The organism is Streptomyces sp. NBRC 110611 (genome assembly GCF_001590865.1).
In the GTDB taxonomy this organism is placed as follows: Bacteria; Actinomycetota; Actinomycetes; order Streptomycetales; family Streptomycetaceae; genus Streptomyces.
This window is the reverse complement of sequence record NZ_BBUY01000003.1, coordinates 7,846-20,097: the sequence shown is the minus strand read 5'-3', so window position 1 is coordinate 20,097 and position 12,252 is coordinate 7,846. Positions and strand designations below refer to the sequence as shown.

The 12,252-nt window shown below is 74.6% G+C and carries 6 protein-coding genes; 2 read left to right on the top strand and 4 right to left on the bottom strand.

All coding sequences use genetic code 11. The features are described from left to right. Positions 1-38: 38 nt before the first annotated feature. The gene (trmB, locus tag AZE13_RS08235) at positions 39-962 is read right to left on the bottom strand and encodes a tRNA (guanosine(46)-N7)-methyltransferase TrmB (RefSeq protein ID WP_066928608.1); all 924 of its coding nucleotides are present in this window, start codon (positions 960-962) and stop codon (positions 39-41) included. A gap of 824 nt (positions 963-1,786) precedes the next feature. Here trmB and AZE13_RS08230 point away from each other — a divergent pair. Beyond that, entirely contained in the window at positions 1,787-3,064 is a 1,278-nt protein-coding gene (locus AZE13_RS08230; RefSeq protein WP_066928606.1) for a PQQ-binding-like beta-propeller repeat protein, read from the top strand. Between the two features lie 134 nt (positions 3,065-3,198). Here the strand turns inward: AZE13_RS08230 and lhgO are convergent, their stop codons facing one another. Continuing rightward, positions 3,199-4,410 (bottom strand): L-2-hydroxyglutarate oxidase, encoded by a 1,212-nt coding sequence (gene lhgO, locus AZE13_RS08225; RefSeq protein ID WP_079123821.1) that lies wholly within the window; start codon positions 4,408-4,410, stop codon positions 3,199-3,201. Between the two features lie 276 nt (positions 4,411-4,686). Continuing rightward, on the bottom strand, positions 4,687-6,135 hold the full coding sequence (locus AZE13_RS08220; RefSeq protein WP_066928602.1) for an MFS transporter: 1,449 nt from the start codon (positions 6,133-6,135) through the stop codon (positions 4,687-4,689). A 771-nt stretch (positions 6,136-6,906) separates the two neighbouring features. On the opposite strand from AZE13_RS08220, the gene AZE13_RS08215 reads away from it, so the two are divergent. Next, positions 6,907-9,063, top strand: a complete 2,157-nt coding sequence (locus AZE13_RS08215; RefSeq protein ID WP_079123820.1) for an asparagine synthase-related protein — start codon at positions 6,907-6,909, stop codon at positions 9,061-9,063. A 375-nt stretch (positions 9,064-9,438) separates the two neighbouring features. On the opposite strand, the gene AZE13_RS08210 is transcribed toward AZE13_RS08215, so the two are convergent. After that, positions 9,439-11,319: a sigma-70 family RNA polymerase sigma factor gene (locus AZE13_RS08210; RefSeq protein ID WP_066928598.1), complete on the bottom strand. Its 1,881-nt coding sequence runs from the start codon at positions 11,317-11,319 to the stop codon at positions 9,439-9,441. Between the last annotated feature and the right edge of the window lie 933 nt (positions 11,320-12,252).

The following is a 12,252-nucleotide window of genomic DNA, read 5'->3' as shown; positions in this document are numbered from 1 at the left end:
GGCTGCCGACTGGCCGATGACCGGTTACCGGCTGCGGCTTATGCGCTGCGGCGGCGGAAGAGCAGGTCGTGGACGACGTGTCCCTTGTCCAGGCCCTGGCCCTCGAACCTGGTCAGCGGGCGGAAGTCCGGCCGGGGGGCGTATCCCGGGTGGAGGTTCTCCAGCGTCGGCTCGGCGGAGAGGACCTCCAGCATCTGCTCGGCGTACGGCTCCCAGTCGGTCGCGCAGTGGACCAGGGCGCCGGGCGTGAGCCGGGAGCAGGCCAGCGAGACGAATTCCGGCTGGATCAGGCGGCGCTTGTGGTGGCGCTTCTTGGGCCAGGGGTCGGGGAAGAAGACGCGCAGGCCGGCGAGGGAGCCGGGGGCGAGCATCTCGCGGAGCAGGATGATCGCGTCGCCGTTCGCCACCCGGATGTTGGACAGGCCGTTCTGCTCGGCGAGGCGGAGCAGATTGCCCTGGCCCGGCGTGTGCACGTCACAGGCGAGGATGCCGGTCGACGGGTCGGCGGCGGCCATCTGTGCCGTGGCCTCACCCATCCCGAAGCCGATTTCCAGGACGACCGGCAGGCCGTCGAAGAACGTGTCCAGATCAATACGGGAGAGCCCGTCGATGTCCAGCCCCCACGTGGGCCACAGGCGGCGCAGCGCATCCGCCTGTCCGGGGGAGACGCGGCTGCGGCGGGGCTGGAAGGAGCGGATCCGCCGCTCGTGGTGCGAGCCGGCCGGGTCGGCCGCGGGGCCGGTGCCGTCGGGGAACATGGGTGCGCCGCGGCGGGGGGTGGCGGCTGACACGGCCGTGGAGCCGAGGCCGAGGCTGCGGGCTCCCTGCGTGGTGGTTTCCTGCGCGGCCGCGGCCGCGGCTGCCGGAGCGTCGGCTTCCGACGGGCCGGCTTCCGACTGGCTGGTAGCCGACGGGTTGGCTTCCGACGGGTTGGCTTCAGGGGTGGCGGGATTCTCGGACACAGTGTGTCGATTCTACGGGGCGGAGGACGGTTCCACGGTGGGTGGAGGGCGGGGGAGGTGGCCGCGGCGATACCGGGAGTACCGGGCGATGGCTGGGCGGAAAGGGCGAAACCGCTGGTGGGAAGGCGCTGGCTGGGGGAGTGGCGGCGTGCATACGATGCGGGGCCGACGTGCCGCAACGAAGCCGGCACACGCACCAGTAAGCCAGCAAGCCAGGGGGTCTGTTCATCGTGTCGCAGGGTGGCCAGGGAAGCACCGGGAATCCGCAAGGGCCGAAGCCGGACGGCCAGGGGGGTCCGGGAGCGGCACCTGTCGGTCCGCCGGTACCAGGCCAGCCCATCGGGGCGGCCGAGCCCCCGCCCGCGGGACAGCCCGTCGGCCCGTCTCCGGCCGGCCCCAACCCCTATGCGACTCCGCCCGCTCAGCCCACTCCGCTCGCTCAGCCGGCTCAGCCGGCTCAGCCCGCTCAGCCCGTTCCGCCTGGTCCGGGTGCGGCCCAGCCGCCCATGGGCCAGCCTCAGGGCTCACCTCAGCAGGGCTTTGCCCAGCCCCCTTCCGCGCCGCACGGTTCCGTGCCACACGGAGGCCAGCAGCCGCCCCTGCCCCTGCCGCACCCGCCGTACGCCCAGCAGCAGGCCCCTGTGCCGGGGCAAGCTCCTGTGCCGGGGCAGGCGGCCACGCCGGGACAGGTTCCCGTGCCAGGACAGGTTCCCGTCCCGGGACAGGTCCCCGGGCAGCCGCCGTTCCCCGGTGGGCCCATGGCGGCAGCACCGTTCCCGGGTGGGGCGGGGCTGCCCGTCGGTCCGGCCCGTAACAAACCCCCCGTGGCGATCATCCTGGCGATCGTGATGGTCGTCCTGATCGCCGGCGGTGTCGGCGGGTACTTCCTTCTCACGGGCAACGGCTCTGCCGACTCGGCCGCCGACCGGCCGGCGAACGCCCTGCCGCAGCTGTGGAAGGCGCCCGCCAGCGCGTCCGCTCGCGAACGGCAGGACGAGAACGGTCTGCGCTCGATGTGGTTCAACAACGACGACGTCATCTACGGCGATAGCGAGGGCGTGCGCGCGTACAACCGCAAGACCGGCAAGAAGTCGTGGACGGTGGAGACGCCGAAGGGCGCGGGCGAGGTCTGCGCGATGTCCAAGGACGCGAGTTACGAAGGCGTGGGCGTGGTCGTCTTCGACGCGGGCGGCGACGACTGTTCCTACGTGTCCGTCGTCGACACCGACACCGGCCGCACGCTGTGGTCGAAGAACCTCCAGGACGGAAGCGGCGCGGAACACCGGCCGCGGGTCGTGGTGAACAAGAAGGTCGTCGCGGTCACGATCGGGCGGACCTACGCCGGCTTCTCGGTCTCCGGCGCGAACAAGGTCTGGCAGCTCACCTCGCGGGGGCACCTGTGCACCAACTCCGTCGGTCTGAGCCCGCAGTATCTCGCCTGGGTGAGCAACTGCCCCGATGAGAAGCCGCAGACGCAGCTGAAAATCCAGGACCTGGAGTACCCCAGCATCCATTCGAAGATCGAGGGTGAGAAGCGGCCGATCGAGCAGATCCTCTCCGACCGGCCCCTGACGCTCCTCATGCTCGACGGCAGCTCCGCCGATCCCGACCGCTACGTCCAGACGTATACGAAGGAAGGGAAGCCGGACCACTCGTTCAAGCTCGAAGGGGAGCTGAAGGACCTGACATTCGATTCGCGCAGCACCTACGTCGACGATGACGAGCAGGTGCTGGTGGCGCAGTACGGCGCGGACAAGGGCCTCGCGGCCATGGACCTGAAGACCGGAAAGCTGCTGTGGAAGAAGCGCGGCACGGCGGCGACCGCGGGCGTGGACGACCCGGGTCTGATCGCGGTCACCACGTCACCCGACAGTGGCGCGAACGCCCGCAACCCGCTGCTGGTCTCGATCGGCCTGCGCGATGGCAAGGAGAAGGTGATGGGCACGGTCTACGACCCGGAGCATTCGCTGCCCTCGCCCGACTCCATGTCACTCACCTGGAACGGCATCGACAAAACGCTCTTCGTCCAGGGTGAGCAGCTCAGTGACAACCGTCCGAGCGTCCAGGCGTTCCAGGTTCCTCCGGGGCGGTGGAGGGGGTGATCCGCCGCCGGGGCGGTGGGGCCCGGTCGCCGGGATGGTCGAGGTGAGGCCGCCGGGGCGGTGTCGTCCTCGGCCGGCCGGCCGCCTCGTCTCCGGCCACCTTTCCTGGCCCACCCCCCAGCGCCCCATCCGTCCTAGTGCCCCAGCACCCCCAGCACCCGTCGTGCCACCTCCCGGCCAATGGGCAGTGATGCCGTGGCTGCCGGGGACGGGGCGTTGAGGACGTGGATCATGCCGGGGGTCTCGGCGAAGAGGAAGTCGTCGACGAGGGTGCCGTCGGGCAGGACGGCCTGGGCCCGGACGCCGGACGGGGCGGGGATCAGGTCCTCCTCGCGGGCGGCCGGGAGGAGGCGGCGGACCGCGTCGGTGAAGGCGCGCCGGGACAGCGAGCGGTGCAGTTCGCCGGCGCCGTAGCGCCAGTGGCGGCGGGCTATCCGCCAGGAGCCGGGGTAGCCGAGGGCGCCGGCCAGCTCGGCGGGGCGGATGGTGCGCCAGTCGTAGCCCTCGCGGGCCAGGGCGGGGACGGCGTTGGGGCCGATGTGGACGGCGCCGTCGACGCCACGGGTCAGATGGACGCCCAGGAAGGGGAAGGCCGGGTCGGGAACGGGGTAGACCAGGCCGCGGACGAGGGCGGCGCGCTCCGGGGCGAGGGTGTAGTACTCGCCGCGGAACGGGACGATCCGCATGCCCGGGGCGTCGCCGGCCAGCCGGGCGATCCGGTCGCAGTGCAGGCCGGCGCAGTTGACCAGGGCGCGGGCGCGGTGGACCGTGCCGTCGGCGGTACGGACCGCGACCCGGCCGGGGCGGCGGCCGATCGCCGTCACCTCGGCGCCGTAGACGATCCGGGCACCGGCGTCCTGTGCCAGCCGGCCGTACCGGCGGGCGACCGCGGCGAAGTCGCAGATGCCGGTGGTGCCGACATGGATGGCGGCCAGGCCGCGCACCTCCGGTTCGTACTCGGCTATCTGGGCGGGGCCCAGCTCACGCACCGGAAGGCCGTGCTCCCGGCCGCGCTGGATGAGGCCGTGCAGCCGCGGGAGTTCGCTGCGGTCCGTGGCGACGATCAGCTTGCCGGTGACCTCGTGCGGGATGTCGTGCTCGGCACAGAACGTGACCAGCTCCGCTGAGCCCTGGAGGGCGAAGCGGGCCTTGAGCGAACCGGGCGGGTAGTAGATGCCGCTGTGGATCACACCGCTGTTGCGCCCGGTCTGATGGCGGGCGGGCCCCGGCTCCTTCTCCAGGACCACGACGCGCGTGCCCGGCGCGGCCCGCGTGATCGCAAGGGCCGTGGAGAGCCCGATGATGCCGGCACCGATCACCAGCACATCGCAGTCGTACGCCGCCACTGCACCTCCCAACCGCATAGCCGCAGGTCCGCCCCTCGCCGCGGATCCGCGCGCCATCGCCGACGACGTACCCCATCATGACGGGCACCACTGACAGTGCGGCGAGGACCGGCCGGGGCGGGCCGCCCGGTGGCGACGCGAACGCCCGCGCCCGCCCCGTCCGAAGCGCGGAGTCCGGAGTCCGAGGTTCGAAGTCCGAAACATTCGAAATCCGAAACATTCGGGGTTCGAACATTCGGGGTTCGGAACATGCAGAGTTCGACGCCGATGTCCGTCCTACGCCGGCGCCGCCAGCAGCGGCCGTGCCCGTTCCCGCAGCTCCACCACGCGCGGCTCGTCGCCGTACGGCTCCAGGCGGTGCAGCAGATCGCGGACGTACTCCGTCGTGCGGGCCGAGGAGATCCGGCCCGCCACCTCGACCGCCCGGGTGCCCGCCGCGCAGGCCGCGTCCAGGTTGCCGGACTCCAGTTCGGCCACCGCGGACACCACCAGGCGCAGCCCGTGGGAGCGTACGAACTCCTCCGTGGGGCGGGAGAGGGCCTGCTCGGTGAAGCGGCGCACCTGACGGGGCAGCCGCAGGTCCCGGTAGCACTCGGCGGCGTCGGCGGCGAAGCGTTCGTACGAGTAGAAGTCCAGCCATGACGGGTCGGGGTCGCCGCCGCGGGAGCGCTCCAGCCAGCCCTCGGAGGCCTTCAGCGCCACCTCGCAGGCGCGCGCCTCACCGGCCTTGGCCTGCGCCCGAGCCTCCACCAGGCGGAAGAAGCTCATGGTGCGGGCGGTGGCCAGACCGCGGTTGCGCTCCAGGGCCGCCTGCGCGAGGTCGACGCCCTCGTCGGCGAAGCCGCGGTAGGTCGCCTGGAGGGACATCGACGCCAGGACGTACCCGCCCAGGGGGACGTCGGCGGCCGCCCGGGCGAGCCGCAGCGCCTGGATGTAGTAGCGCTGCGCCGCCTCCTGCTGGCCGGTGTCGAAGGCCATCCACCCCGCGAGCCGGGTGAGTTCGGAGGTCGCCCCGAAGAGCGCCCGGCCCACCTCGTCGCTGTACGAGGCGAGCAGCAGCGGCGCCGCGTCCACCCGGAGGCACTCCGGCACCATGGACGAACGCCAGTCCCCGCCACCGTACTTGGAGTCCCAGCGGCGCGCGTCCTCGGCGGCCTCGCGCAGCTTGCTGACGTCGCTGTGGCCCACGTGCTGCGGACTCCCGGCGTCGCCGGCCGCCGCGGCGTCCTTCTCCCGCGCCTCGGGCGCCTCCCGCGCCACCGAACTGTCGGCCGGGGATATCAGCCAGCGCGAGGCGGGGGTGGCGTAGGCGGTGACGGCGAAGGATCCGGCCAGGCTCTGCCAGATGCCGCCGCTGCCGGCCCGCCGCCCGGCCAGATCGAGACGGTAGAGCTCGGTCGCCGAGCGCACCGCCGCGCCCACATCGCGGGGAAAGGCCAGGCCGACCTCGGGGGCCGGGTCCGCGTCGGCCAGCCCGATCTCGTGCAGCGGCACCGGCCGGCCCAGCTTGCTGCCGATTGCGGACGCGATCAGATGGGGCGCGGCACCCTGGGGCACCATGCCCTTCGAAACCCAACGCGCCACCGATGTCTTGTCATAGCGAAGTGTCAGTCCGCGCTGCGCACCGAGGTCGTTGACCCGGCGTGCCAGTCCGGCATTGCTGATACCCGCGAGGGCGAGAACCGTGCCGAGCTTCTCGTTCGGCCCGCGTATATCCCTGGACATGCGCACCCCTCGAACCAGCGACAGCCGCCCCGCTACCCCGGGGCATGCGTCCACCCAGAGTAGTTCGCCGGATCCCGACCGTTAAGGGCCGGTGTCCCGGATGGCGAGATTCATGTTCAAACAGGGGTGCGGGAGTTGGCATGTGCTCCGGGTACGTGTGCCCGTGCGCCCTTCCGTGCGCGCTGGTCGCCCACCACCGCGGGCGCTTCCATGGCTGTTGCGTGGGTCGGCCCGCTGCACTGGATCCAGTGGGCTGGGGGACACCGTCACCTCATTCCCCGCGGGTGGCGGTCCGGTCCGGGGGGCGCAGCCCGCTTCCCGGACCGTCGCGCGCGTCGGCCGCTGCCGGTCGCGTCGCCGGTGGACGTGACGTACGGGTGTGTCAACTCGGCTGTGCATAAGGGACTTTGGCCGAAAAGCGTCGGGTGCTGCATTCGCGCCGCGGCCATCGCCCGGAGCCGCCCCGGGGGCCACACGGGGGGCCTTCCGGGGGAGGAGAGGCGGGTGGTCGGGACGGGCGGCCGCAGCCACAACCCCGTCGCCGTGCGCCCTGTCGCCGCGCGCCCCCGACGGACCCGCCCGTTGAGCCCCACCGTGAACTGCCCGTATACGGGCCCGCTCCGGCCCTTCCCCTGCGCCGCCGGCATGGCAGCATGGTCGCCGCAAGAGCTTGACGGCAGCACCACAGCATGACGACAGCTTGGCAATCCGTTGCGCGGGGGCGGCCGTTGACCCCGGTGCACGGACGCGGGGAATCGGGTGGAGGCGGCAATGCGCTGGTTGGTGGGGTGGAGCAGTGCCGCCACGGGGACGTCCGGCGAATCGAGGACGCCCGGCGAATCGGGAGCATCCGGCGCATCGGGGGCGCCCGCCGCAGGGTCGGAGGGCGCGGAGGCGCGCACCGTGCTCCCCGTAGGCGCCCAACTCCTCTGGGGCGGCCCGGATCCGCTGTGGGCGGTCGGCGACTGGCGGCCGGACGAGGTCCGCGTCGTCCAGGCCGACCCCGAGACCCGGCTCGCCGTGTTCGGTGTCTGCGGAGCCACCGACGACCAGCTGCGGGTGGGCCTGCTCGCGGCCCGTGGGGGCGCGCTGCGCCACCTCACCGCCTGGCCCGGCGGCTACACCGCCGTCGTCCAGGTAGGACGGCGGATCACCGTCACCGGAGACCTGGCCGGCGCCCGCCCCGTCTTCCACACCCCCTGGGCCGGCGGCACCGCTTACGCCACCGCGGCCCTCCCGCTCGCGGACCTGATCGAGGCCGGCCTCGACATCGGCCATCTGGCCGCGCTGCTGGCCTGCCCGGACGCCCCCGAGGCCCTCGGCTCCGGCACGCCGTACGAAGGTGTCCGCCGGATCCCGCCCGGCCACGCCCTGGTGCTGCGCGGCGGCACCCGCGACATCACCTCCTACGAGCCCACCGCGTCGCTCGCCGTCGCCGCGCCCCAACTCGCCCCGGAACAGGCGGTGGACGGCGTCCGCGACGCGCTGCTCGACGCCGTACGAGCCCGGCTGGCCGCCCCCCGGCACGCCGCCGACCCGGACGGCCTCGACGGGCTCGACCCCGGCCCGGTGCCCGGAATGGGCCCCGCCGAGCGGCGCGCCGCACGCGGCGGACCGGCCCCCGGCATCGGCGCCGACCTCTCCGGAGGCAGCGCCTCGGGAACCCTCGCCCTCCTGGCCGCCGGCCTCCCCGGCCGGCCCGGAAGCCTGGGCGGCCACGGTGAGCGCCTCCTGGCCGTCACCTTCAACGACCGTGCCACCCAAGGAGGTCAGGCTCAGGCCCACCGGGACGCCGAACTGGAGCGCGCCCGCAGTATCGCCGACAATCCGCGGCTGCATCACGTCGTCGTCGCGGCCGGCGAGGAGGCTCTCCCGTATGCGGACCTCGAAGGCGGCCCGCTCACGGACGAGCCGGGCCCCGCCCTCGTCACCGCGGGCCGCCATCGCCGCAGGCTGCTGGCGGGCAGCGCGGACCACTTCGTCGGGCACGGTGCCCGCCAGGTCCTCGACGCCCACCCGGCCCGGCTCGCCGACCTCCTCATGGACCGCCGCCGGCGCCCTCTGCTGCGCCCGGTCACCGCGCTGGCCAAGGCCGACGGGCCCTCCGCCCACTCGGTCCTGGTGCCGTTCACGGTGTACCGCGCGGCCCGCAGGCTCGCCCGTACGCCGTACCCGGACGGTATCGCCGACACGGCCCGCCGCCTGCTGGAGCGGGAGTTCGCCGACGAGCCGGTGGCGGGCGGAGCCGTGGACGCCTCGCTGGCCGCGCTCGCCTGGTGCCGGCCGGGGCCCGCGGCACGCTGGCTCACGGGCGAGGCGCTCGCCGAAGTATCGGTTCGGCTCGGCGAGGCGGCGGCCCGCTCACCGGCGTCCGGCCGCCCGGGGGAGCGGCGGGCCCGCGCGGCACTGGCCCGCCAGGCCGCCGACCACCGTGTCTTCGAGCAGGCCGCCGAGGTGCGCAACCAGCGGCTGCATGCCCCGTTCCTCGACAACCAGGTGGTACTCGCCTGCCGCGCCCTGCCGGACACCCTGCGGGTGCAGCCCGGGGCGCGGGCCGCCGTCCTGCGCTCCGTACTGGCCGGCGCGGGCGTACGGGACCTCCCGCCCGGATGGGGCGCCACCTCGCAGCTCACCCACACCGCTGCGGTACGCACCGGGCTGCGCAGCGCCGTCGACGACCTGGTGCGGCTCTTCGACGCACCGCTGCTGGCCGATGCCGGGCTGATCGAGGCACGGGTGGTCCGTACGGCGCTGCGGGCCGCGGCGGAGGGGGCCGGGCTGCCGCTGGACGGGCTGGCGGAGCTGGTCTCCACGGAGCTGTGGCTGCGGCGGCTGGTGGCGCGGCGGGGGACGTGCTGGACGGGGGCGGAGGCGCCGCGGCAGCGGGCGGTCGCGGGGGGAGTGGCGCCGCGTGCGCGGTTGTCGTGAGGGCCGGTCGTGCGGGGGAGAGGGGGAGGGAGGGGGGAGGAGGGCGAGAGGTTTCGCAGGTGCGTCGTCCCGGCGGGCGGGCCTGACCCGTCGGCCGGGGCTTCTGGCCTTCTGGCCTGCTGAGCGCTGACACCGGTGCGCGTCGCACGGCCGACGTGCTGTGCGACGAGCTGAACAGCGCATGCGACGGCGCACATGAGGCACTGCACGCCGAGGACACACGCCGCCCGCTCGCCCGGCCAACGTGATACGCGCACCGCGCCCCCGAGCGCCGGCCCCCCGAACGAGCGACGAGCCCAGCCCGGCTTCAGTCCCAGCCCCGGGGCCCCGGCCCCGGCCCCGGGGCCCCGGCCCCGGGGCCGGCCGCAGGCCCCGTCAACGACAGCTGATCCGCGCCCGTGCCCAGTCGCCGACGGTCACCACATCGAGGGGCGACACCGGCTCGACGACCAGCCGCAGCGTCTTACGGCCCGTCAGCGGGACATGCACCGGCACCCCCTGCTCCCCGCCACGCACCACCGCCGACCGCCACAGCCGCTCCCCGTCCCCGTAGACGGAGAAGCGCAGCGCCCCCAGCCGCAGGCTGAGATCGTCGACACCCACGACGGCGTCGTACGCGGTGCACTGGCGGTTGAGGTCGATGGTCACCGAGGACGGCGCGTGCACGCTCACGCTGTTCGGATACGTCGTGCCGGCGACCTCGGCCGACGGCCGCTGCCACAGCCAGCCGCTGCCGATGGTGCGCACCTCGGGCTTGCTGCCGTCGCCCATGACGTCATGGGCGAGCGCATTGAGCTGATACGGCGTCGGCGCGGGCTGCGGTGGCTTCGGAGAGGGCTTGGGCGGCGTGGGTGTGGGCGTCGGTGTGGGCGTGGGGGCGGGGGTGGGTGACGTCGGCGGTGTCGCGGACGGTGCGGCGGGCGGCGTCGGGGCCGGGGTGAGCGGCGGCTTCGGCGAGGCCGGCGTGGGCGTCGGCGCCGGCTCGGGGGACTGAGCCGGGCTCGGCCGGTGTGCCGGGGCCGGTGCGGCGCCGGCCGCCGGCGGCAGTGGCTTCGCCGGCCGCGGGTCGGGCTTCTGCGGTACGGCCGGGGCCGGCCGGGGCGGCTGAGCCTGCGGCTTCGGCGCGGGCGCCGGGCTGCCGGTGAGCGCCAGCGCCAGCGCCGTGCCCGCCACCACCGCGGCCCCGACCCCGATGCCGACCTTCACCGGCGTGCCGAGGCCCTTGCCCACCGCGGCACCGCCGGCTCCGCCCGCCGCACCGGAACCGCCGCCCGCTCCTGTTCCTGCTCCCGCTCCTGCTCCTGTTCCTGCTCCTGTTCCCGCCGCGGCGGCCGCACCGGCACCGGCCGCGGCGCCCGCGCCCGCGGCGCCCGCCACTGCCGCCTTGACGGCGTACCCGGCTGCGAGCCAGCCGATGACCGCGACCGGCAGCAGCGCGCCGATCCGCTGATTGACGTCCTCGACCTCCAGCGCGGCCAGCCGGCACCGGGCGCACTGCTCCAGGTGCTTGCGCAGCCCCCGCTCGGCCCGGATCCGCAGCCCGCCGCGGGTGTACGCGCCGAGCCGGTCGGCATACCGGGCGCAGTCCCCGCCGGCGGTCAGCGACTGACTGACGTGTGCCTGCAGATAGGCCTGCCGCAGGCCCTCCCGGGCGCGGTGCGCCAGCACCGCGGTGGCGTTCGCGGTCAGCCCGAGCAGCGGGGCGACCTCGCTCGGCGACTCCTCCTCGACCGTCGTGTGCCACAGCACCGTCTGGTAGCGCTCCGGCAGGCTGCGGAACGCCTGCACGGCCATCGACTGCTCGGCCTCGTGCATGGCGCGTACATCCGCGCCCGGATCGTGCGCGTCGTCGTCCCTCGCCGCACCGGCCGCACCGGCCGCGGATACCGCGAACACCGCGAAGTCCTCGACCAGCTGCTCTCGCCGCGCGGTCTTCGCCCAGGACGCGGCGACCCGGCGGACGGCCGTCAGCAGGTAGGCGCGTACGGCCGTGTCCGGGCCCGCGCCACCGCGCACCGCCTGCAGCGTACGGGCGAAGACCTCACCGGTCAGGTCCTCCGCGGTGTGCGCGTCCCGGCAGCAGTTGCGGGCGTAGCGCCGGACCGCCGCGGCGTGCCTGCGGTACAGCTCCTCGTACGCGCTGTCGTCGCCGGCCCGCATAGCGGCGATCAACTCGCCGTCGGAGGGCGGAAGTTCCTCCTCGCCGGCATCGGCTGCCGGGGCCGGACCGCGGCCCCGCTCACGCTGCGGCGGCACGCTCGGAACGTCCTCCCCCGCAGCCCCACCGCCCCGTTCCCCCGCAGCCCCACCAGCGTCCCGTTGGCCCGCCGCCCCACCGACCCGTTCGCCTACCGGCCCGCTGGCCTGATCGTGCCCCGCCCCGCCGGCCTTTTCCCCCGTCGGCCGACCGCCCCGGCCGTGCCCGGAGCCACCGGCCCGGTCGCGCCCCGGGGCCGACCCGTCCGGCGCGGAGCCCGCCCTCCGGGCGGACGACGGGACTTCCGGCACAGGCCCCTGCGGCCCGGCTTGGTCAGGTACCTGTGGCCCGGCCTGCTCAGGCTCCTGCGGCCCGGCCTGGCCGGGGACCTGCGGCTCGGTCTGGTCCGGTACCTGCTGGTGCGGTGCGGTCTCGCTCCCGCCCGCCCCGGAGCCGGTACCGCGTCGCTCGTCCCGTCCGTCACCACTCATCGCCGAGGCCCCCGAAACCGCCGTCACACCGGAACACCGCGCCAGCGTGCCACATCGGATCCGGGTGCTTCAGCGTCCGGTCGGCCAACCACTCATCCGGGGCGGGTACGCGCACGGCCGCCCGGGCATTCACCCGTACGGGCCATACGGCACAAACGGGCCATACCTCGTGCGGTATCCGTACGAGCCACTGGCGCCGGGAGCCGAGACGCCCCACCCCGAGAAGAGGTTGCCCCTCCCCAAGAAGCCCCGAGAAGCAGATGCCCCTCCCCGAGGAACGGAAGCCGCTCCCCGAAGGGCGGATGCCCCTCCCCGAGTAGTGCCGGAGCCGGAGCCCTACGCGCCCCGTGCCCGGCGGCCATGTCCCGCCGGGCCGCCCTGCCCGGCGGCGGGCCCGGCGACCGGGACCGCCCGGACCGGGCCGGCCGACGGATCTCACCGCACGGGACGCGAGCGCAGCCCCTCCAGCAGGATCTCCAGCAGCCGTGCGGACGCGGCCTG

Coding starts and splice junctions, on each gene's coding strand:
- AZE13_RS08220 (WP_066928602.1), bottom strand. CDS start 6,135: ATGTCCAGGGATATACGCGGGCCGAACGAGAAGCTCGGCACGGTTCTC.
- AZE13_RS08215 (WP_079123820.1), top strand. CDS start 6,907: ATGCGCTGGTTGGTGGGGTGGAGCAGTGCCGCCACGGGGACGTCCGGC.